The following is a 20858-nucleotide window of genomic DNA, read 5'->3' as shown; positions in this document are numbered from 1 at the left end:
GCTATCGCCGCACTATAGTCAGGTGATGACCGCCAGCCGTTCACCCAGCCTATACCTTGCCATTGCCGCCATTGTGGGCACGAACATGCTGGTGGGCACGGCATTTGCCCAAGATAATTCGACATCGGCGCAAAGGGGCGCCCTGCCCGGTGTGACCAGCGACTATCGCATCGCCGAGCCAGCGCTGCAGCCCGAGCCCGACGGGGCGGTTCCCAGCAGCGGCTACGGCACATTCAAGATCGGCGATACCGAAGTTCGGATTTCCGGTAGCATCACCATCGATGTCGCCACCGGCGGGATCAGGCCTCCCAGCCGCTAAGTTCGCCTGGTATGCACCGCAAATGTGCGCTTCAAACGAACAGCCCCGCCATTGCTTGTGCAACTGACGGGGCCTCTTGGATCTGAAATCCAAATTGCCGGGAGTGTACTGCCGGCTTTTTATTTCGGATGCTTCGCGGCATTCAGCCGACGATCCGACTAGCAGTCTCTGATTGTTGTGGGGATCGGCAGGTCAACGTTGGCAGGTAGCGCTGCCTGACCTGGCTACTTATACCTGCCGCGGCTCCAGCGACACGTGGAGCCTCAAGGAACTGTCCGGTGGAGTCATGCCTCTGCTCTCCTTCTGTTCGTTGCGACTGTCGTCGTCGAAGCGCTCATCGCATAACCCGCGGCGTCTCACAGGCTAGCCCCAGGCCGCGAGGCCATCAAAAGACGGCCGGCTTCGTTGACGTTTGGAGTCTGCCCCCGTGACGCATGGACGTCAACCTTGAATAGCCGATTACCGAAAAATGTGATCGCGAGACGCATTGTGAAGCCGGCTGTACGGGCAGCTTTTGTCAGGAGCGTGTTCGGCCTTTGTTCTTTCCGCTTGCCCGTTCGCGCGAAAGGCGGTTAAACGCATTGGTCGAGAGTTGTGGCGTCTCTCGAAAAGGCGGCGAAATTACCTACATAGGGGGTGGTCGGGAAAACCCGCCCATCCCACGAATTCCAGATTCTGAGGCGGCGACCGGCGATGGCCGACCATAAATATCTCTCCATTCGCGGGGCACGCGAACACAATCTGAAGAATGTCGATCTCGACCTGCCGCGTGACAGCCTGATTGTCATGACCGGCCTGTCGGGGTCCGGCAAGTCGTCGCTTGCCTTCGACACTATCTATGCCGAAGGCCAGCGCCGCTATGTCGAGAGCCTTTCGGCCTACGCACGGCAATTCCTCGAGATGATGCAGAAGCCGGACGTCGACCAGATCGACGGCCTGTCGCCGGCCATCTCCATCGAGCAGAAGACCACCTCGAAGAACCCGCGCTCGACGGTCGGCACCGTCACCGAGATCTACGATTATATGCGGCTTTTGTTCGCCCGCGTCGGCATCCCCTATTCGCCGGCCACCGGCCTGCCGATCGAGAGCCAGACGGTTTCGCAGATGGTCGACCGGGTGCTTGCGGTCGAAGAGGGCACCCGGCTGTTCATCCTGGCACCGATGGTGCGCGGCCGCAAAGGCGAGTACCGCAAGGAACTGCTCGAGCTGCAGAAAAAGGGTTTTCAGCGCGTCAAGGTCGACGGCGTCTTCTACGAGATCGCCGACGTGCCGGCGCTGGACAAGAAGTACAAGCACGACATCGACGTCGTCGTCGACCGCATCGTCGTGCGCGGCGATCTGGCGACGCGGCTCGCCGATTCCATCGAGACTGCGCTGAAGCTGGCCGACGGGCTGGCGGTGGCGGAATTTGCCGACAAGCCGCTCGACGCCAGCCAGACCGGCGAGGATTCGGTCAACAAGTCGAAGAACGAGACGCATGAGCGCATGCTGTTCTCGGAAAAATTCGCCTGCCCGGTGTCCGGCTTCACCATTCCCGAGATCGAGCCCAGGCTGTTCTCGTTCAACAATCCGTTCGGCGCCTGCCCGACCTGTGACGGGCTCGGCAGCCAGCGCGCCATTGACGCCAGCCTGGTCGTGCCCGACGAGAATGTCTCGCTGCGTGCCGGCGCCGTCAGCCCGTGGGCGAAGTCGACCTCACCCTATTATGCGCAGACGCTGGAAGCGCTGAGCGTTGCCTATGGCTTCAAGCTCGGCGACAAGTTCAAGGATTTGAGCGAAGAGGCAAAGCAAGCCATCCTGCACGGCACTGGCGAGCGCGAAATCGCCTTCCAGTATGATGACGGGCTGCGCTCCTACAAGACGACCAAGACCTTCGAGGGCGTCATCCCCAATCTCGAGCGCCGCTGGAAGGAAACCGAATCCGCCTGGATGCGCGAGGAGATCGAGCGCTTCATGTCGGCCACGCCCTGCCCGGCCTGCCGCGGCTACCGGCTGAAGCCCGAGGCGCTCGCAGTCAAGATCGCCGGCAAGCACATTGGCGAGGTCACCGAGCTGTCGATCCGCAAGGCTGACCAGTGGTTCACCGATTTGCCTGCTTCGCTTAACGACAAGCAGAACGAGATCGCAGTGCGCGTGCTCAAGGAAATCCGCGAGCGGCTGCGCTTCCTCAACGATGTCGGTCTCGACTATCTGACGCTGTCGCGCAACTCCGGCACGCTGTCGGGCGGCGAGAGCCAGCGCATCCGCCTCGCTTCGCAGATCGGCTCCGGCCTGACCGGCGTGCTCTACGTGCTCGACGAGCCGTCGATCGGCCTGCATCAGCGCGACAATGCCCGCCTGCTCGACACGCTGAAGCATCTGCGCGACATCGGCAACACGGTCATCGTCGTCGAGCACGACGAGGATGCCATCCTGCATGCCGACTACGTCGTCGATATCGGCCCGGCCGCCGGCATCCATGGCGGTCACATCATCGCCCAGGGCACACCGCAGCAGATCATGGCGACTCCCGCCTCGATCACCGGCAAATATCTGTCGGGCGAGCTCGAAGTGGCGACGCCTGCGGTTCGGCGCGAGGCGAAAAAGAACCGCCGGCTGAAGATCGTCGGCGCGCGCGGCAACAATCTGAAGAACGTCACCGCTGAAATCCCGCTCGGCACGTTTACCGCCGTCACCGGCGTGTCCGGCGGCGGCAAGTCGACCTTCCTGATCGAGACCTTGTTCAAGGCGGCGTCACGCCGCATCATGGGCTCGCGTGAGCATCCTGCCGATCACGACCGCATCGAAGGGCTGGAATTCCTCGACAAGGTCATCGATATCGACCAGTCGCCGATCGGGCGCACCCCGCGCTCCAACCCTGCAACCTATACCGGCGCCTTCACGCCGATCCGCGACTGGTTCGCCGGCCTGCCGGAGGCCAAGGCGCGCGGCTACCAGCCGGGCCGTTTCTCGTTCAACGTCAAGGGCGGCCGCTGCGAGGCCTGCCAGGGCGACGGCGTCATCAAGATCGAGATGCATTTTCTGCCCGACGTCTATGTCACCTGTGATGTCTGCCACGGCAAGCGCTACAACCGCGAGACGCTCGACGTGCTGTTCAAGGGCAAGTCCATCGCCGACGTGCTCGACATGACGGTCGAGGAAGGCGTCGATTTCTTCGCCGCCGTGCCCGGCGTGCGCGACAAGCTGGAGACGCTGAAACGGGTCGGCCTCGGCTACATCCATGTTGGCCAGCAGGCGACGACTTTATCGGGCGGCGAAGCGCAGCGCATCAAGCTCGCCAAGGAACTGTCGCGCAAGGCAACCGGCAAAACGCTCTACATCCTCGACGAACCGACCACCGGCCTGCATTTCCACGATGTCGCCAAGCTGCTTGAAGTGCTGCACGAGCTGGTCGACCAGGGCAACACGGTCGTCGTCATCGAGCACAATCTAGAGGTGATCAAGACCGCTGACTGGGTTCTCGATCTTGGCCCCGAAGGTGGTGACGGCGGCGGCGAGCTGGTGGCGTCCGGCACGCCGGAGGACATCGTTCGCGAAAAGCGCAGCTATACCGGGCAGTTCCTGAGGGAATTGCTGGAGCGGCGCCCCGGAGGCAAGCGCGAAGCGGCGGAGTGATGGCAAAGAACGGTCTCATCACGGTCCAAAGCAGCTTCGGCGTGGCCGAAACCATCGATCGCCTGGTCGAGACTGTGGAACGTGCAGGATTGCTGGTCTTCGCCCGCATTGACCACGCCGCCGGTGCGCGCAATGTCGAAACATCACTGCGTCCAACCCAACTCCTGATTTTCGGCAATCCCAAAGGCGGTACGCCACTGATGCAGGACCGGCAGCTTGCCGGCATCGATCTGCCGGTCAAGGCGTTGGCCTGGGAGGACGAGCAAGGCAAGGTCTGGCTCTCCTACAATGACGCACACTGGCTGGCGGAACGCCACGGCTTGGGCGACGCTAGTCGCAATGCCGTCGCTGCGATCGCCGCCGGCATGGACAAGGTGATTGCGGCCGCTGCCGGCGCGGGCCAGTTTTGATCATGAGAGCCGCTCGGGCCGATGATCTCCCTACGGTGATCTCGCTCACCACCGACGCCTACGCGCCCTACACTGCCCTGTTCGGAGCGCCGCCGATCCCCGTCACCGAGGACTATGCGCCGCGCATAGAACGCGGCGAGGTCTGGCTTTCGGAGCAGTACGGACAGCCGGCCGGCCTGATCGTTCTCGAACGGCACGATGACCACACAGTGATCTTCAGCGTCGCCGTTGCGCCCGCCTTTCAAGGCAAGGGTTTCGGCATAGCGCTGCTCGACTGGGCCGAGCAACAGACGCGCCTGTGGAGCTTGCCTGAAATCCGACTCTACACCAATTCCAGAATGGAACGGAACGTTTCGTTGTATAAGGCCTACGGCTTTCGCGAAACGGGTCGCCGGCCCAATCCATATCGGCCAGGATGGACGGTCGTCGACATGGCGAAAGCCGTCGAGACGACCGCCATCGCGTGATCCTTTTTCTGCAAACCGGGAGGACTACCATGACTCAATCAGGAACAATCCGCGCTGGCATGGGCGGCTGGACCTTCGAGCCCTGGGACACGTCCTTCTACCCGGACAAATTGTCGAAGGCCAAGCAGCTGAATTACGCCAGCCGGCAGGTGCCGACCATCGAGGTCAACGGCACCTATTATTCGAGCTTCAAGGAACCGACCTTCGTCAAATGGGCCAACGAGGCGCCGGATGGTTTCGTCTATTCGCTGAAGGGCAACCGCTTCGTCACCAACCGCCGCGTGCTCGGCGAGGCCGGCGAATCGGTGACGCGCTTCCTCGGGTCGGGCGTCGCGGCACTTGGTGACAAGCTTGGGCCGATCTTGTGGCAGTTCGCGCCGACCAAGAAATTCGACCCGGACGACTTCGAGGCCTTCCTCAAGCTATTGCCTGAGAAGCAGGACGGCGTTGCGCTGCGCCACGCGGTCGAGGTGCGCAACGACAGCTTCGTCGTGCCCGAGTTCGCCGCCTTGGCTCGCAAGCACAAGGTGGCGATCGTTTTTGCTGATCATGCTAAATATCCAGCGATTGCCGACGTCACCGGCGATTTCATCTATGCGCGGCTGCAGACCGGCAGCGACGACAATCCCGATTGCTATACGCCCAAGGCGCTCGACGAATGGGCGGCCCGTGCCAAGACCTGGGCTGATGGAAAGGTTCCGACCGACCTGCCCCACGCCGACCCTTCAACCGACGCGCCGGTCAAGCCACGCGACGTGTTCGTCTACTTCATCACCGAGGGCAAGGTCCGCGCTCCATTCGGCGCCATCGCGCTGATGAAGCGGGTCGCAGGCTGACGCCCCGCTGTCGGCGGTCCGGCTGGCCGGCTCCTAGATTACCGCCTATGCGGCGCGCTCGTCCGGACGCCGATCAACCCTGACGATCTCGTTGAAAGCATCGAGATCGACATAGAAGACCTTGGTGATCTCCGCGATAAGTTCGTCGTGTTCATATCCCTGCGATTTCAGAATGTTGATGGCGGTTATGATGTCGACACGCTCCGTGAGCCGTCGTTTCTGGTAGTCCTCGACATAGCGCTCCATCGTCTGGCCCTGGCTCCCAAGCACCCGAAATGTTGGACGACAACAGATCGCTGGAGGGAGCGGCTTGCGCGCAAGCGGCCCGCGCCTTCCCCTGATCTGCCAATTTGGAACTGGTACGGAAAGCGGCCGACTCACCAAGGCCAAGCAAAATCTAGCACGCAATCTTCGGCGCGCCAGAGTTGCAAAGTAATAGAATCAATAAGAATTCAGACGGTCAGGAATTTCCGCACGTCCGCCCGGTCGAGATCCTCGGCGGGGCCGGTATGGACGATCTGGCCGCGGTCCATGATATTGACCTCGTCGGCCAATTCCCGGCAGAAATCGAGATATTGTTCGACCAAAAGCACGGCAATGCCGGCTTGGTCGCGCAGATAGCGGATGGCGCGGCCGATATCCTTGATGATCGACGGCTGGATGCCTTCGGTCGGCTCGTCGAGCACCAGCAGTTTCGGCCGCATCACCAGTGCCCTGCCGATGGCAAGCTGCTGCTGCTGGCCGCCGGACAGATCGCCGCCGCGGCGCGCGAGCATCTGCTTCAGCACCGGAAACAGCTCGAAGACGTGACCGGGAATGTTGCGGTCGGCGCGCTTCAGCGGCGCGAATCCCGATTCGAGGTTTTCCCGCACCGTAAGCAGTGGAAAGATCTCCCTGCCCTGCGGCACGAATGCGATGCCCGACCGGGCGCGATCATACGCCGCGCTCCGGTCGAGCGCCTTCCCCTCGAAGGCAACACTTCCGCTCGTCAGCCGGTGATGGCCGACGATCGATCTCATCAAACTGGTTTTGCCGACGCCGTTGCGGCCGAGCACACAGGTGATCTTGCCGGCGCCGGCCTTTAGCGAGACGCCGCGCAGCGCCTGGGCGGCGCCGTAATGCAGCGTGGCATTGGAGACTTCGAGCATGGTCAGCGCTTTCTCCAACGCCTGAAAAACGAAAGGTCGAAATGATGGAACGGAACGCGCCAGACCATGCTCATCTCCCCAGGTAGACTTCGACGACGCGCTCGTCGGCCGAAACGAAGTCGAGCGAGCCCTCGGAAAGTACCGAGCCTTCGTGCAGGCAGGTAACCTTGACGCCGAGCTCGCGCACGAAATGCATGTCGTGCTCGACGACGATGACCGAATGGTCGCGCGCGATGTCTCTAAGCAGCCGCGCGGTTTCCTCAGTCTCGGCGTCTGTCATGCCGGCAACCGGTTCGTCGACCAGCAGCAGCTTCGGATCCTGCGCCAAAAGCATGCCGATCTCGAGCCATTGTTTTTGGCCATGGCTCAAATTGGCGGCGAGTTCGTCGCGCTTGTCGCCAAGCCGGATGATGCCGAGAATGTCGTCGATCTGCCGCGCTTCCGCGGCCGAGCGACGATGGAACAGTGCCGGGAAGATCGAGCGCGGGCCTTTCAGCGCCAGCATCAGATTGTCCTCGATCGTGTGGCTTTCGAAGACGGTCGGCTTCTGGAATTTACGGCCGATGCCCATCATGGCGATTTCGGCCTCGTCGTGTTTAGTCAGGTCGACCTCGCCGTCGAAGAAGACCTCGCCCGCGTCGGGCCGCGTCTTGCCGGTGACGATGTCCATCATCGTCGTCTTGCCGGCGCCGTTGGGGCCGATGATCGCCCGCATCTCGCCCTTGTCGAGCACCAGCGACAGGTTGTTGATGGCGCGAAAACCATCGAAGGAAACCGACACGCCGTCGAGATAGAGGATGGTGTTGCTCTTCGACATCAGGCCATCACTCCGCCGGCTGCGGTTCGGCACCGGAGGCCGACCAGTCGCCCGGCCTTCTCGCCGCCGAGCGATCGGTTTTCGGCGGCACCGGCGTGTCAGGATCGGTGCCGGCTTCCTCGGCAATCGAGGCTGCCCGCAGCGCCTTGGCATTGCCGCGCCAGGAATCCCACATGCCGATGATGCCCTTGGGCAGGAACAGCGTGACGGCGACAAACAGGCCGCCCAGCGCAAACAGCCAGAACTCCGGCAGCACGCCGGTGAACCAGGATTTACCGGCATTGACCAGAAGCGCGCCAATGATCGGTCCGACGATGGTGCCGCGCCCGCCGACGGCCGCCCACACCACCACCTCGATCGAATTGGACGGCTCGAACTCGCCAGGGTTGATGATGCCGACTTGCGGCACGTAAAGCGCACCGGCGATGCCGGCCATCACCGCCGACACGGTGAAGGCGAACAGTTTGACGTTCTCCGCCCGCCAGCCGAGAAAGCGCGTGCGGCTTTCGGCGTCGCGCACCGCCATCAAAAGCTTGCCGTATTTGGAACCGACGATTGCCCAGGTGACGAAGACGGCAAACGCGAGCATGACGGCGCTGGCCGCGAACAGCGCCGAGCGTGTCATGTCGGCCTGCACGTTGAAGCCTAGAATGTCCTTGAAATCGGTCAGGCCGTTATTGCCGCCGAAACCCATGTCGTTGCGGAAAAAGGCAAGCAGCAGCGCATAGGTCATCGCCTGGGTGATGATCGACAGATAGACGCCGGTGACGCGGCTGCGGAAGGCAAACCAGCCGAAGACGAAGGCGAGCAGGCCGGGCACCGCAAGCACCATGATCGCCGCGAACCAGAAATGGTCGAAGCCATACCAGAACCACGGCAATTCCTTGTAGTTCAGGAACACCATGAAGTCGGGCAGCAGCGGATTGCCGTAGACGCCTCGCGAGCCGATCTGGCGCATCAGGTACATGCCCGTCGCATAGCCGCCGAGCGCGAAGAAGGCGCCGTGGCCGAGTGAGAGGATGCCGCAATAGCCCCAGACGAGATCGAGCGCCAAGGCGAGCAGTGCGTAGCAGAGATATTTGCCGGTGAGCGCCACGATATAAGACGGCACGTAGAAGGAACTTGTCGGCGAGACCGCAAGGTTGAGCAGCGGCACGACGATGGCGGCCGCCAGCAGGACGAAGATGGTGATGGCGACGCGACGATCGGCGCCGGCGGCAAAGAAACGTCCCGTGATCATGCTTCCACCGACCTGCCCTTGAGCGCAAACAAGCCGCGCGGGCGTTTCTGGATGAACAGGATGATCAGCACCAGGACGACGATCTTGCCGAGCACCGCTCCGGCATAAGGTTCGAGGAACTTGTTGACGATGCCGAGCGAGAAGGCGCCGACCAGCGTGCCCCAGAGATTGCCGACACCGCCGAAGACGACGACCATGAAGCTATCGATGATGTAGCCACGACCGAGATTGGGCGAGACGTTGTCGATCTGGCTGAGCGCGACACCGGCTATGCCGGCAATGCCGGAGCCGAGTGCAAACGTCAGGGCGTCGACCCACGGCGTCCTGATGCCCATCGAGGCGGCCATGCGGCGGTTGGCGGTGACGGCACGCATCTGCAGCCCCCAAGGCGTGCGCTTCATCACGTAGAGCAGCACCGCGAACACGCCAAGCGCGAATACCAGGATCCAGAGCCGGTTCCATGTCACGGCAAGCTGGCCGATATTGAACGAGCCGGACATCCATGACGGGTTGCCTACCTCCTGGTTGGTCGGCCCGAAGATGGTGCGTACGGCCTGCTGCAGGATCAGCGACACACCCCATGTCGCCAGCAGCGTCTCCAGCGGCCGGCCGTAGAGGAAGCGGATCAGCCCGCGCTCAATGACAAGGCCGACGAGCGCCGCCACTAGGAAGGCCAGCGGCAAGGCGATGACCAGCGACCAGTCGAACAGACCGGGAAAGGAATTCCGGATCACCTCCTGCACGACGAAGGTCGTGTAGGCACCGAGCATGACCATCTCGCCATGCGCCATGTTGATGACGCCCATGACGCCGAAGGTGATGGCCAGGCCAATCGCCGCCAGCAGCAGCACCGATCCGAGCGATATGCCGTACCAGATATTCTGGCCGGCATCCCACAGCGCCAGCGTCGAATTGATATTGGCGATCGCAGCCGTCGCCGCGTCCTTCACCGCACCTTCGGAATTGGCCTCTACAGACGTGAGCAGCGACACCGCATCGCGGTCGCCGCGCGCGCCGATGAGAGCGATAGCCGCCAGTTTGTCGGCCTCCAGCCTGTCGGAAACGAGAACCGACGCGGCGCGGGCATGTTCGAGCAGCGCCTTGACGCTTGCCACGCTCTCATTGGCGATGGCGGTGTCGAGCGGCTCGATGTTTGCCGCGTCCGGCGTCTTGAACATGGTGTCGGCGGCGGCAATGCGCACGGCCGGGTCCTTGGAGCCAAGCGTCAGTGTGCCCAGCGCGTCGCGGATGACGCGGCGCAGCGTGTTGTTGACTTTGATCTTGGTGATGTCGGCCTTGGCAGCTTCGCCCGATTTTTCGCCGGTGAGCGCATCGAGCAGCTCAATACCGTCGCCGCTCTCCTTGCCGACAAAGACCAGTGAATCGGCCTTGCGGACGTAAAGGCTGCCCTCCGCAAGCGCGGCAAGCGGCCGTTCGACGGCCGGATCGCCGGAAGCCGCAAGCTCGCGCACGACGGCTTCGATCGCCGGAAAATTGGCGGCAGTGGCGAATTTGGCGATGACGGCGCGCAGATCTGCTTCGCTGGCGTTCGACGGCAGCAGCGCCCCCAGGAGGAGCAGCAGCATCAGGCCAATCGCGCGGATCAGGATCATCGGTTTCTGGTGGCTCTTGGAGGTTGAATGTCGCCTCCGGGCAGGCTGGAGAAGGAGCCCGCCCGGAGGCTTTGCGGTCTGGGAGGACAGACCGGGAGGATTAGTTGGTTCCCTTGCCGCCGCATTTGCCGGTGGCAACGTTGAAGTTGCCGCAGGATAGAGGCGCGCGCCAATCGGAGATCAGGTCCTTGGAATCAGGCAGGTAGTCGGACCACTCGTCGCCCATCACCAGGCCCGGCGTCTGCGAGACGGTTTCGAACTGGCCGTCGGCCTGGATTTCGCCGATCAGCACCGGCTTGGTGATATGATGGTTCGGCATCATGGTCGAATAACCGCCGGTCAGGTTCGGCACCGAGACACCGACCATGGCGTCGATGACCTTGTCCGGATCGGTGGTACCGGCCTTCTCTACCGCCTTCACCCACATGTTGAAGCCGATATAGTGGGCTTCCATTGGGTCGTTGGTGGTGCGCTTGTCGTTCTTGATGAATTTGTGCCAATCGGCGATGAACTTCGCGTTCTCGGGCGTGTCGACGCTCTCGAAATAATTCCAGGCGGCGAGATGGCCGACGAGCGGCGCGGTGTCGAGACCGGCAAGCTCTTCCTCACCAACCGAGAAGGCCATGACCGGAATATCCTCGGCCTTGATGCCCTGATTGCCGAGTTCCTTGTAGAACGGCACGTTGGCGTCGCCGTTGACGGTCGAGACGACAGCGGTCTTCTTGCCAGCCGAGCCGAACTTCTTGATTGCCGAGACTTCGGTCTGCCAGTCGGAGAAGCCGAACGGCGTATAGTTGACCATGATGTCTTCGGCAGCAACGCCCTTCGCCTTCAGATAGGCTTCAAGAATTTTGTTGGTGGTGCGCGGATAGACATAGTCGGTGCCTTCGAGCACCCAGCGCTTCACCGAACCGCCATCCTCGCTCATCAGATAGTCGACCGCGGGAATGGCTTGCTGGTTCGGCGCCGCACCGGTGTAGAACACGTTGCGCTCGCTCTCCTCGCCCTCATATTGAACCGGGTAGAACAGGATGTTGTCGAGTTCGCTGAACACCGGCAGCACCGATTTGCGCGACACCGAGGTCCAGCAGCCGAACACCGCCGCGACCTTGTCCTTCGAGATCAGCTCGCGCGCTTTTTCTGCGAACAGCGGCCAGTTGGAAGCCGGATCGACGACCACCGCCTCGAGCTTCTTGCCGAGCAGGCCACCCTTGGCATTCTGCTCTTCGATGAGCATCAGCATGGCGTCCTTTAGCGTCGTCTCCGAGATCGCCATGGTTCCCGACAGCGAATGGAGGATACCGACCTTGATGGTGTCGTCGGCCGCCTTGGCGGGAATGCTCATCAGCAGGCCGGCGGTGACCACGCCGGCCGAAAACATTTTTGTTATTGTCGAGAAACTGCCCCTCATGCTTTTAAACTCCCAAGCTGGTTACTGCATCGGAACAGACCATGCAACGGCTGTGCCAATTGCCGGAGCAAGATCGGAAGATCTGAGATTTCCCAGCTCTGTCAGTCGGTTAATGTATTAGGCGCAGGAGATGAACCTCGCCTGCCAGGTTCGAACTGAGAAAAGATCACCCGTATCAGCCTAAGTTTTACTCATGTACGGGCCAATGCCCGAATTTTGAGCAGCATCACAAGAGCACTGGCGAGGATTGCAGCGCCGCAGCGAAATGGGGCAAGTTCGAACCCTTAAACGAGCGACGCCATGGCCTTCCGAACGTCTTGCATTTTCATCACCATGCTTCTGCTGGCGACGACGACTGTAGCGCGCGCCGGCTTCAGCGACGGCAAGCTGCCGGACGGCCCCTATCATTGCGAAGTCTATCTGCTTGGCATGTTCCTCAGCCTCGGCGACATCACCATCAAGGGAAACGTCTATAGCGGTCCGGTGAGCTTCGGCACCGCGCGGCAGAGTTATAACTACCAGATGGATGCAGACGGGGTGATCACTTGGCTGGGTCCGCTGGGCGGCTACACCAGCGGCGGCAACTCGATCTCGCTTACGCAAGCGACGCTGGAAAGCGGAACCACCCCCTCCTTCGACATCATCATGAAGCAGCCGGACGGTGCCTTTACCGCCTCGACCTGCACCAAACGTTGAAAAAAATATGCGCAACCTCGTGAGAATTAGCACCGGAAGGCAGAGAGCCGCCTAGCTCTCCGCCGCCACGTCGAGCGCCAGCCGGGTCATATTGGTGAAAAGCCCCTGGCGTTCTGCATAGTCGGTCTGCTCGCCGGTTGCCACATTGTCGACGACGGTCAGGATCGACAGTGCCCGGGCACCAAAATCGGCCGCGATGCGGTAGAGCGCGCTGGTTTCCATGTCCACGGCGAGCGCGCCCTGTGCCTGCGCTTCGGCAAAGCGCTCACGCCCCTGCGGATGATAAAAAATATCGCTGCAGATGGTCAGGCCGGCCCGCTGGTCGATGCCGAGTTCGGCGGCCCGGGTCAACGCCTGGGCCAACAATGCCGGATCGGGGCTGGCGTTGGCACGATAGAGCCCGAAACTCTGAACGCTTTCTGAGCTTTCACCGCGCACCGATTGCGCGATCACCAGACTGCGCAGCGCCAGCTCGGCGGTCAGCCCGCCGCAGGTGCCGGTGCGGATCAGTGTTTTCGCACCATAGAAATCCAGCAGCTCGTGCACGTAGACCAGGAATGACGGGACGCCGATGCCGGTGGACTGGATGCTGATAGGCTTGCCGCGAAACAGGCCGGTAAAACCAAGCGCGCCGCGGCGGCGGTTGACGCAGCGCGGCGCCTCCAGAAAAGTCTGCGCCATCCATTCTGCGCGCTGCGGATCGCCCGGCAGCAGCACCGTGCTTGCATAGTCGCCCTTGCTGGCCTCGTTGTGTGGCGTCACGGCATGCTTTCCAAAACCCGTCGCCCGTTTCGCCTGCAATCATGGCAGTCTCACGGCATTGCGCAAGCGGAGCATTGGAAGGGTCAGGATTCCAGCATGTCCTTGACGATCGTGGCCAATTGCTTGAGCGAAAACGGCTTGGGCAAAAAGCCGAAATGTGCGTCGGCCGGCAAGTTCTTGGCGAATGCGTCTTCCGCATATCCGGACACGAAGATGAACTTGATGTCGGGCTGCCGCTTGCGCAATTCGCCAAGCAGCGTCGGGCCGTCCATTTCCGGCATCACCACGTCTGAGACCACGATGTCGACCTTGCCGCCGAGCGCTTCGTAGACTTCAAGCGCCTCGACGCCCGACGACGCCTCGTGGACGGTGTAGCCGCGCGACTTTAGTGCACGCATGCCGCCCATGCGTACGGCGTCCTCGTCCTCGACCAGCAGCACCGTGGCCGAGCCCGACAGATCCTTGGCTGAGTCGGCGATCTTGGCAGGTGCGGCCGGCACTTCTCCAGCCTCGCCCGCCTTCCTTGCCTCCGCAATGTGCCGCGGCAGGAAGATGCGGAACAGGGATCCCTTGCCGACTTCGGAATCGCAGAAGATGAAGCCGCCTGTCTGCTTGATGATGCCATAGACCATGGACAGGCCGAGGCCCGTTCCCTTGCCAACCTCCTTTGTCGTGAAGAAGGGCTCAAAGATCTTTTTCAGCACATCAGGCGCGATACCGCTGCCGCTGTCCTCGACCTCGACCAGCACATAGTCGGCCGGAGTAAGTTCGCGATAGGAAAAGGTCTTGCATTCCCCGGCGCTGACGTTGCGGGTGCGAACGGTGAGGTCGCCGCCGGCCGGCATCGCATCGCGCGCATTGACCGCCAGATTGACCACCACTTGCTCGAACTGCCCGATATCGACCCTGACCGGCCACAGGTCGCGGCCATGGTCGATCTTGAGCTTGATATCGTTGCCGACCAGACGGGCAAGCAGCATCCTTAGGTCGGCGAGCACGTCGGTCAGGTTGAGCACCTCCGGTCGCAGCGTCTGCTTGCGCGAGAAGGCCAGCAACTGCCGCACCAGCGAGGCCGCCCGGTTGGCATTCTGCTTGATGTTCATGATGTCCGGGAACGACGGATCGGACGGCCGGTGGTTGGTCAAAAGCAGGTCTGAGGCCATGATGATGGCGGTCAGCACATTGTTGAAATCATGCGCGATGCCGCCGGCGAGCTGGCCGACCGCCTGCATCTTCTGGCTCTGCGCCATCTGGCCCTCGAGGGCCTTTTGCTCGGTGGTCTCGACGGCATAGACGATGGCCGATTCCTCGGCGCCCTCGCCGCCGGTGCCGTCTGCGACCGCATTGACGTAGAAGCGTATGTGTCGTTCCTCATTGCCGGGCAGCACCGTATCGATCGGCTCGATATCAGCCTGTTGCTGGCGTGCCTTTTCGAACGCCGCGGCGAAGGCCGGCCGGTCGCGCTCGTGGATCACCGTATCCAGCCGCACACGCCGATCGACCGCGTCGCGGTCGACGACCGAGGAAAATAGCGACAGGAACGGCGCATTGGTGCGCAGGATGCGACCGGCATGGTCGACGCCGGCAATCGCCATCGGCGTCGAGTTGAAGAATCGCGTGAAGCGTATTTCCGAGGCGCGAAGGTCGGCCGAAGCGTCCTCGCCTTGCGTCCGGTTGAGCACGATGGTGCGAGTCGGGCCGTTGAGCCCCTCTCGGCTGGCCGAAACACGATGCATGAAGCGCACCGGCAACGCCTCCCCGGTCATCGTCGTCAGATCGAGATCGATAACGGCATTGCGCGTGGTACCCGCGTCGGCCTTGACCGAACGGACCAGCGCCATGCCGTCGCCGGCGACGATCTCCGGCAGCGTGATGGCGCCGGGGGTGAAGCTGGCCAGGTCGATGCCCAGCCACTCCGCAAGGGTCGCGTTGATATAGGTGACGCGGCCTTCCTGGTCGGCCGAAAAGAAACCGGCCGGCGCGTGGTCGAGGTGATCGATGGCCTTTTGCAGGTCGAGAAAGAACCGCTCCTGCTCGGCCCGTTCCCGCGAGATATCAGCAAGCTGCCAAGCAAGCATGGGCAGCCGCTGGCCTGGAACGCTGAACGCGCGGGCCCGGACGCGGTACCAGCGCGCGCCCGATTCGGCGCCTGGCCGAATGGACTGCGCGAGCCGAAACTCGCCGTCGCCCGCCTGGCCGTCGCGCAGGCCTGACGCCAGCCGGTATATGGTCACTGAGGCCTCGGGAACGTCTGAAAGCAAACCTTCGACCGTCTTGAGGTCGGCGGCCGACTCGGCGCCAGTCATGTCGGCATAGGTCCGGTTGGCGTAGATGATCCGGCCTTTGGTATCGGTGACCAGGAGGCCTTGCGACATCGAATCGACGAAAGCTTTCGACAGTTCGTCGCTTGTCGAGCGCGGCGTGACGTGCACGAAGCCGATCGCAGTGGCGAACAGAAAGCCGACGCCGATCATCGCCAACACGCCAAGCATGCCGAGCAGGAATGGGTCGCCAAGTCGCTCGCGGAAAAGGCCGAAGACGATCGCTGCCCCCGTCAGGACGACGATGAAGACGATGAGCCGGGTGACCGCGCCCGGTCGCGTGTTCTGGTCGACGATAGGTACCGGATAGAAATCGCCGCGCGCTTCCTTGGCCATGTTCCCCCTGCTCGTGAATTCCGGTGTCGGTTGAATCATATTCTCAGGGTCGGGAAAAGGCCCGGCGGCAAATGTCCGCTAAAAAGACGCCGTTCCGCTCCCGGTGTTTCAAGCTGTTCACGAAGCGTGAAAGGCAACTTGCGGTGGCCTGCCGCAACAGTCTAGTGTCGCGTCTCTTCGAAAGCTGATTTTGGGGGAACCAATGCTGCAATGGCTGGATGGCGTGGCGGGTCCTGGTTATGCCGCGGCAATCCTGTGGACGTTTGCAGTACTTGTCCTTCTGCTCATCATTCTTCTTATCATCAGGCTGGTCCGCAGCCTGACCTTCGGAACATTCGTCGCCGGCGGCAGGAACCGCAAGACGCGGCTGGCGGTCATGGATGCCACAGCGGTCGACAGTCACCGGCGGCTGGTGCTGGTGCGCCGCGACGATATCGAGCACCTGCTCTTGATCGGTGGTCCGACCGACGTCGTCGTCGAGCGCGACATCAGGCTCTCGGCGCTGCGCCGCCCGGCATTGACCGGAGATAACAGCCACCAGCCGGCAGCAAGATCGGCTCAGACCACAGCCGCGCCGGTGAGGCAAGCGCCGCCGCAGGCGGCAAGCGTAGCCGCAACCCCTGTCCGAGCCCGCCAGACGGCGACAATGCCGGCAACAATGCCGGCACCGGCGCCGAAACCGCCATCGAACGTCACACCGTTGCCAAATTATGGATCCGTCAACGCCAATGCTTCACGGCATGCGCCGCCGCCGACAAGACAGGACTCCCCGGCAAGATACGAGCCGCCGGCACAGCACGAGTCGATCGACGATGCGCTGATGAAGGAGCTGGAGGTTTCCCTCGACGAGCCACGCTTCAGCCAAACGCCGAGCAAGCCGGTGGCGAAGGCATCGCCCTCTCTCGACGACGAGATGACGAAGCTCCTCGGCGAGTTGTCCAATCAGAAAAGATAGGCTGATAGCGAACGGCCAATGAAAATGGCCGGAAAACCGGCCATTTTGAACGCTTTACCGATGCCGCTCTGTTTTTCCCGCCGACTCAGTCGTCGCGGTACACCTTCTCGCGCCGCTCATGGCGCTCCTGTGCCTCGATCGACAAGGTCGCGATCGGGCGCGCGTCGAGCCGCTTCAGCGCGATCGGCTCGCCTGTTTCCTCGCAATAGCCGTAGGTGCCTTCGTCAAGGCGCTGGAGGGCGGAATCGATCTTCGAGATGAGTTTTCGCTGGCGATCGCGGGCGCGAAGTTCGATGGCGCGGTCGGTTTCTGAGGAAGCCCGATCGGCGAGATCGGGATGGTTGGCGTTTTCCTGCTGCAGGATTTCGAGAGTTTCGCGCGCTTCGCGCAAGATGTCGTTCTTCCAGGTGACGAGCTTCAGGCGAAAGTAGGATTTCTGCCGCTCGTTCATGAACGGCTCGTCTTCGGAGGGTACGTAATCGGCGGTAACGATGTCGTTCATTCGACTCACCCAACAAACCCCAAATTTGGCGCCTATATATTCGCGGACCGAAAACTGCACAAGGTCAATCGACGACTGTTTCACGCAATTGTTAGTCCCGGACAAACGGCATCCGCGATGCCCTTTTTGCGAAGAATACGACCGAATTCATACATGATTCGCTATGCTTGAAGGACGCTTGCCATTGCGCACGGAGCTCTTCTGATGGCAAATCCTGCGGCGTATTGACGGGTTCGGTGCCCGGCACAACGGGGATCCGGTGACCAGACTTTACCTGCTGAGGCATGCGAAGGCCGGCTGGGCGCTGCCCGGCGTCGCCGACTTCGACCGCCCGCTCTATACATCTGGCTTCGCCGATGCCGAAGCGATGGGCGTGCTGATGCGTTCTCGCAAATACGTACCGGGCCTCACCCTGTGCTCAAGCGCCAGGCGTGCCCGCCAGACGCTGGAAAGCTTAGCTGGCCATACGGACACGGGCCGGGTGCTGTTCTTTGACGCGCTCTACAACGACGATGCCGCCGCGTACCTCGCTGCCGTCCGGCAGAATGGCGGGCTGGACGCCCTGCTCGTCATTGGCCACAATCCGATGATTGAGGATCTCGCCATGGCGCTCTCAGGCGACGGCAACGAGACCGCGCGGGCCATGCTGAACCACGGCTTCCCGACCTCCGCACTTGCGGTGGTCCGGTTCAACGGCAGTCTTGCGGAGGCTGCGCCTGGCGCCGGCTATCTCGAAGCCTTCCTGACGCCTGCCGATATCTGAGGCCATTTCAAAGCCGCGCCTCAAAGCCTATATCGGTGGCTGACCGGCCCCGCGAGAACAGATTTTGGCATCATCGCTGACGACTTTCACCGACGAGGCGAAGATCGCCTTGGATACGTTGTCAGGCCGCGCTGCCGGGCTTTTCGCTCCGTCGCTGCGTCTTGGCGTGACCGGGCTGTCCCGCGCCGGCAAGACGGTGTTCATCTCGGCCCTTGTGCACAATCTGGTCCATGGCGGACGCTTGCCGCTGTTTGAGGCACAAAAATCGGGGCGCATCGCCAGGGCCTTTCTCGAAGAGCAGCCGGACGACGCCGTACCACGCTTCCAGTACGAGGATCACATCGCGGCTCTTGTCGACGACCGTGTCTGGCCGGACTCGACGCGTGCGATTTCCGAACTGAGGCTCACCATCGAATACGAATCGGCCTCCGGTTGGAGCCGCATGTTTTCCGCCGGCAAATTGTCCGTCGACGTCGTCGATTATCCCGGCGAATGGCTGCTCGACCTGCCGCTGCTCGGCAAGTCCTACGCCGATTTTTCGCGTGAGGCCTTCGAGATGGCCGTGTTGCCGGTGCGTGTCGATCTTTCGCGGGAATGGCAGGCGCTCTCTGCCTCCGTCGACCCCAACGACGACGCCGACGAGATGACGGCGCGCCGTCTCGCCGAGAGCTTCGCCGCCTACCTCAAGGCCTGCAAGCTTGACGAGCGGGCGCTTTCGACCCTACCGCCCGGCCGCTTCCTGATGCCCGGCGATCTTGAAGGATCGCCGGCGCTGACCTTTGCGCCGCTGCCGAAACTCGGCCTCGGGCGCGCCCGCTCCGGATCGCTGCAGGCGATGATGGAGCGGCGCTACGAGGCTTACAAGACGTATGTCGTCAAACCGTTCTTTCGCGAACACATCACGCGCCTCGACCGGCAGATCGTGCTCATCGACGCCTTACAGGCATTGAACGCCGGCCCCGGTGCTATGGCCGATCTGGAACGCGCGGTCACCGAAATCCTGTCCTGTTTCCGGCCCGGCCGGGGCAACTTCCTGACCGACCTGTTTTCAAGACGCATCGACCGCATATTGGTGGCCGCGACCAAGGCCGACCATCTGCACCACGAAAGCCACGACCGGCTGCAGGCGATCGTGCGGCGGCTTGCCGACCGCGCCGTGGCGCGGGCGAATTTCACTGGTGCCGACGTCGACGTCGTCGCCATGGCGGCCATGCGCGCGACTCGGGAAGGCACGGTCAAGCAGGGCCGTGAGACTTTGCCGGTCATTATCGGCACGCCATTGCGTGGCGAAAAAATCAATGGCGAAACCTTTGACGGAAAGACCGAAACAGCCATATTTCCCGGTGATTTGCCGGAGAAAGTTGATGCGGTGTTCGATGGTTTCGAATCGAAGCACCAGCAGAACGATGACGACCCGGCGATCCGCTTCGTGCGCTTTCGCCCGCCGAAACTCGAGCGCACGGCCGAGGGCGTGACGCTGTCGCTGCCGCATATCAGGCTCGACCGCGCGGTGCAGTTCCTGATCGGAGATCATCTCGCATGAGCGCGCCCCGCAGACCGGCGGCCTTTCGCATCGAGCCGGAGCCCCAGCCGAAGGTAGATCCGACGGCTCGCCATTCCGGGGCCGAGGCCGCGCCGGCGCGAAAGCCGCGTAACGTGAAGGCGGATCTTGCCGTGGTCACACCGGCGGAGATCGACGTCTTCGACGAGCCTGATGTCGTCGCTGCCGAACCGCCGCCGGCGATTGCGCCGCGAAAACGTTCGCTGCTTGGCTGCCTGTTCTTCGGCGCGCTGGGCGTTCTGGTTTCGCTCGCCCTTGGCCTCTGGACCGACCAGCTGATTCGCGACCTGTTCGAGCGCGCCGAGTGGCTGGGCTGGCTGGCGGCCGGAATGGCATTGATCGCCATCCTGGCGCTTGTAGTCATCCTTATCCGCGAATTCGTGGCGATTGCTCGCCTCGCCGAGGTCGAAAAGTTGCAGAAGCGGGCGCTCGATGCGATTGCCCGCGATGATCCGAAGGCCGCCCGCGCCGTGGTCGACGAGTTGTCGGCATTTGTCGCGGCCAAGCCCGAAACCGCGGCCGGCAGGCGCTCGCTGGCCGAATTGCGCGGCGAGATCATCGATGGCGGCAATCTGGTGCGGCTGGCCGAGACCGAGATCCTCGGCCCGCTCGATGCCCGCGCCAAGATGATGATCCTCGAAGCGGCGAAGCGCGTGTCCCTGGTGACCGCGGTCAGTCCGCGCGCGCTGGTCGACGTCGCTTATGTCGTGTTCGAAGCCGGCCGGCTGATTCGCCGTCTGTCGGAGCTCTATGGCGGCCGCCCCGGCACGCTAGGCTTTTTTCGCCTGGCGCGCAGCGTTCTCGCCCATCTCGCGGTCACTGGGTCGATCGCCGTCGGCGACAGTTTCGTCCAGCAGATCGTCGGCCATGGCCTTGCGGCTCGGCTCTCGGCCAAGCTCGGCGAAGGCGTCGTCAACGGCATGATGACGGCGCGCATCGGCATTGCAGCGATGGAAACGGCAAGGCCCCTGCCCTTTAACGCCGTCAGGCGTCCAGGATTGGGCGATTTCCTTTCCGCGCTGACCTCCTTTGCGGCAAAGAAAGAAAAAGAAACATCCGCTTCCGAGACGTGACTACCGCCTTGGG

The 20858-nt window shown here is 62.4% G+C and carries 19 protein-coding genes; 10 read left to right on the top strand and 9 right to left on the bottom strand.

Annotation, left to right across the window (positions count from 1 at the left end; genetic code table 11):
• Positions 1 to 25: 25 nt before the first annotated feature.
• From NKH05_RS05810 to NKH05_RS05790, 5 genes are all read left to right on the top strand, one after another.
• On the top strand, positions 26 to 319 hold the full coding sequence (locus NKH05_RS05810) for a hypothetical protein (protein WP_352789227.1): 294 nt from the start codon (positions 26 to 28) through the stop codon (positions 317 to 319).
• Between the two features lie 693 nt (positions 320 to 1012).
• On the top strand, positions 1013 to 3934 hold the full coding sequence (gene uvrA / locus NKH05_RS05805) for an excinuclease ABC subunit UvrA (RefSeq protein WP_353025130.1): 2922 nt from the start codon (positions 1013 to 1015) through the stop codon (positions 3932 to 3934).
• On the top strand, positions 3934 to 4344 hold the full coding sequence (locus NKH05_RS05800) for a DUF302 domain-containing protein (RefSeq protein WP_023717804.1): 411 nt from the start codon (positions 3934 to 3936) through the stop codon (positions 4342 to 4344). Before uvrA ends, NKH05_RS05800 begins: the two co-directional genes overlap by 1 nt.
• Positions 4341 to 4811 carry a GNAT family N-acetyltransferase gene (locus NKH05_RS05795; RefSeq protein WP_352494576.1) on the top strand — a complete coding sequence of 157 codons (471 nt, stop codon included), beginning with the start codon at positions 4341 to 4343 and terminating at the stop codon, positions 4809 to 4811. Before NKH05_RS05800 ends, NKH05_RS05795 begins: the two co-directional genes overlap by 4 nt.
• Positions 4812 to 4840: 29 nt before the next feature.
• Positions 4841 to 5647: a DUF72 domain-containing protein gene (locus NKH05_RS05790; protein WP_353025128.1), complete on the top strand. Its 807-nt coding sequence runs from the start codon at positions 4841 to 4843 to the stop codon at positions 5645 to 5647.
• 45 nt (positions 5648 to 5692) lie between these two features.
• Here the strand turns inward: NKH05_RS05790 and NKH05_RS05785 are convergent, their stop codons facing one another.
• The 6 genes from NKH05_RS05785 to urtA all read right to left on the bottom strand — a co-directional run bounded on the left by NKH05_RS05785 (position 5693) and on the right by urtA (position 11876).
• On the bottom strand, positions 5693 to 5893 hold the full coding sequence (locus NKH05_RS05785; RefSeq protein ID WP_023717807.1) for a hypothetical protein: 201 nt from the start codon (positions 5891 to 5893) through the stop codon (positions 5693 to 5695).
• Positions 5894 to 6099: 206 nt separating this feature from the next.
• The gene (gene urtE, locus NKH05_RS05780) at positions 6100 to 6795 is read right to left on the bottom strand and encodes an urea ABC transporter ATP-binding subunit UrtE (RefSeq protein ID WP_126041867.1); all 696 of its coding nucleotides are present in this window, start codon (positions 6793 to 6795) and stop codon (positions 6100 to 6102) included.
• A gap of 70 nt (positions 6796 to 6865) precedes the next feature.
• The gene (gene urtD / locus NKH05_RS05775; protein ID WP_023717809.1) at positions 6866 to 7612 is read right to left on the bottom strand and encodes an urea ABC transporter ATP-binding protein UrtD; all 747 of its coding nucleotides are present in this window, start codon (positions 7610 to 7612) and stop codon (positions 6866 to 6868) included.
• Positions 7613 to 7619: 7 nt separating this feature from the next.
• On the bottom strand, positions 7620 to 8852 hold the full coding sequence (gene urtC, locus NKH05_RS05770) for an urea ABC transporter permease subunit UrtC (protein WP_353025126.1): 1233 nt from the start codon (positions 8850 to 8852) through the stop codon (positions 7620 to 7622).
• Complete coding sequence (gene urtB, locus NKH05_RS05765) at positions 8849 to 10465, bottom strand: urea ABC transporter permease subunit UrtB (protein ID WP_352855381.1); 1617 nt, start codon at positions 10463 to 10465, stop codon at positions 8849 to 8851. Before urtB ends, urtC begins: the two co-directional genes overlap by 4 nt.
• A 100-nt stretch (positions 10466 to 10565) precedes the next feature.
• Positions 10566 to 11876, bottom strand: coding sequence for an urea ABC transporter substrate-binding protein (gene urtA, locus NKH05_RS05760; protein ID WP_352448748.1), 1311 nt, complete (start codon positions 11874 to 11876; stop codon positions 10566 to 10568).
• 300 nt (positions 11877 to 12176) lie between these two features.
• Here urtA and NKH05_RS05755 point away from each other — a divergent pair, with 300 nt between their 5' ends.
• Positions 12177 to 12572: a hypothetical protein gene (locus NKH05_RS05755; RefSeq protein ID WP_352482241.1), complete on the top strand. Its 396-nt coding sequence runs from the start codon at positions 12177 to 12179 to the stop codon at positions 12570 to 12572.
• A gap of 51 nt (positions 12573 to 12623) precedes the next feature.
• Here NKH05_RS05755 and NKH05_RS05750 read toward each other — a convergent pair whose 3' ends face one another.
• Complete coding sequence (locus NKH05_RS05750) at positions 12624 to 13334, bottom strand: purine-nucleoside phosphorylase (protein ID WP_023717814.1); 711 nt, start codon at positions 13332 to 13334, stop codon at positions 12624 to 12626.
• 83 nt (positions 13335 to 13417) lie between these two features.
• Positions 13418 to 15991: a cell cycle histidine kinase CckA gene (gene cckA, locus NKH05_RS05745; RefSeq protein WP_352494572.1), complete on the bottom strand. Its 2574-nt coding sequence runs from the start codon at positions 15989 to 15991 to the stop codon at positions 13418 to 13420.
• A 202-nt stretch (positions 15992 to 16193) separates the two neighbouring features.
• Between cckA and NKH05_RS05740 the strand changes: the two genes are divergently transcribed.
• Positions 16194 to 16946 (top strand): flagellar biosynthetic protein FliO, encoded by a 753-nt coding sequence (locus NKH05_RS05740; RefSeq protein WP_031193614.1) that lies wholly within the window; start codon positions 16194 to 16196, stop codon positions 16944 to 16946.
• An 85-nt stretch (positions 16947 to 17031) separates the two neighbouring features.
• Here NKH05_RS05740 and dksA read toward each other — a convergent pair whose 3' ends face one another.
• Complete coding sequence (gene dksA, locus NKH05_RS05735) at positions 17032 to 17448, bottom strand: RNA polymerase-binding protein DksA (protein ID WP_023717816.1); 417 nt, start codon at positions 17446 to 17448, stop codon at positions 17032 to 17034.
• Between the two features lie 259 nt (positions 17449 to 17707).
• Here dksA and NKH05_RS05730 point away from each other — a divergent pair, with 259 nt between their 5' ends.
• From NKH05_RS05730 to NKH05_RS05720, 3 genes are all read left to right on the top strand, one after another.
• A complete protein-coding gene (locus NKH05_RS05730; RefSeq protein ID WP_023717817.1) occupies positions 17708 to 18211 on the top strand; it encodes a SixA phosphatase family protein in 504 nt (167 codons plus the stop codon).
• A gap of 64 nt (positions 18212 to 18275) precedes the next feature.
• A complete protein-coding gene (locus NKH05_RS05725; protein WP_023717818.1) occupies positions 18276 to 19754 on the top strand; it encodes a YcjX family GTP-binding protein in 1479 nt (492 codons plus the stop codon).
• Entirely contained in the window at positions 19751 to 20845 is a 1095-nt protein-coding gene (locus NKH05_RS05720) for a YcjF family protein (RefSeq protein ID WP_023717819.1), read from the top strand. The genes NKH05_RS05725 and NKH05_RS05720 overlap by 4 nt, the downstream gene beginning before the upstream one ends.
• Positions 20846 to 20858: the final 13 nt, after the last annotated feature.

The sequence above is a fragment of the Mesorhizobium sp. M1399 genome (assembly GCF_040317735.1).
GTDB lineage: Bacteria > Pseudomonadota > Alphaproteobacteria > Rhizobiales > Rhizobiaceae > Mesorhizobium.
This window is presented reverse-complemented; position numbering and strand designations above follow the sequence as displayed.

What these genes read in the sequence shown, in the direction of transcription:
- NKH05_RS05810 (WP_352789227.1), top strand. Translation starts at nt 26, where the DNA reads ATGACCGCCAGCCGTTCACCCAGCCTATACCTTGCCATTGCCGCCATT.
- uvrA (WP_353025130.1), top strand. Translation starts at nt 1,013, where the DNA reads ATGGCCGACCATAAATATCTCTCCATTCGCGGGGCACGCGAACACAAT.
- NKH05_RS05800 (WP_023717804.1), top strand. Translation starts at nt 3,934, where the DNA reads ATGGCAAAGAACGGTCTCATCACGGTCCAAAGCAGCTTCGGCGTGGCC.
- NKH05_RS05790 (WP_353025128.1), top strand. Translation starts at nt 4,841, where the DNA reads ATGACTCAATCAGGAACAATCCGCGCTGGCATGGGCGGCTGGACCTTC.
- NKH05_RS05785 (WP_023717807.1), bottom strand. Translation starts at nt 5,893, where the DNA reads ATGGAGCGCTATGTCGAGGACTACCAGAAACGACGGCTCACGGAGCGT.
- urtE (WP_126041867.1), bottom strand. Translation starts at nt 6,795, where the DNA reads ATGCTCGAAGTCTCCAATGCCACGCTGCATTACGGCGCCGCCCAGGCG.
- urtD (WP_023717809.1), bottom strand. Translation starts at nt 7,612, where the DNA reads ATGTCGAAGAGCAACACCATCCTCTATCTCGACGGCGTGTCGGTTTCC.
- urtC (WP_353025126.1), bottom strand. Translation starts at nt 8,852, where the DNA reads ATGATCACGGGACGTTTCTTTGCCGCCGGCGCCGATCGTCGCGTCGCC.
- urtB (WP_352855381.1), bottom strand. Translation starts at nt 10,465, where the DNA reads ATGATCCTGATCCGCGCGATTGGCCTGATGCTGCTGCTCCTCCTGGGG.
- urtA (WP_352448748.1), bottom strand. Translation starts at nt 11,876, where the DNA reads ATGAGGGGCAGTTTCTCGACAATAACAAAAATGTTTTCGGCCGGCGTG.
- NKH05_RS05755 (WP_352482241.1), top strand. Translation starts at nt 12,177, where the DNA reads ATGGCCTTCCGAACGTCTTGCATTTTCATCACCATGCTTCTGCTGGCG.
- cckA (WP_352494572.1), bottom strand. Translation starts at nt 15,991, where the DNA reads ATGGCCAAGGAAGCGCGCGGCGATTTCTATCCGGTACCTATCGTCGAC.
- NKH05_RS05740 (WP_031193614.1), top strand. Translation starts at nt 16,194, where the DNA reads ATGCTGCAATGGCTGGATGGCGTGGCGGGTCCTGGTTATGCCGCGGCA.
- dksA (WP_023717816.1), bottom strand. Translation starts at nt 17,448, where the DNA reads ATGAACGACATCGTTACCGCCGATTACGTACCCTCCGAAGACGAGCCG.
- NKH05_RS05720 (WP_023717819.1), top strand. Translation starts at nt 19,751, where the DNA reads ATGAGCGCGCCCCGCAGACCGGCGGCCTTTCGCATCGAGCCGGAGCCC.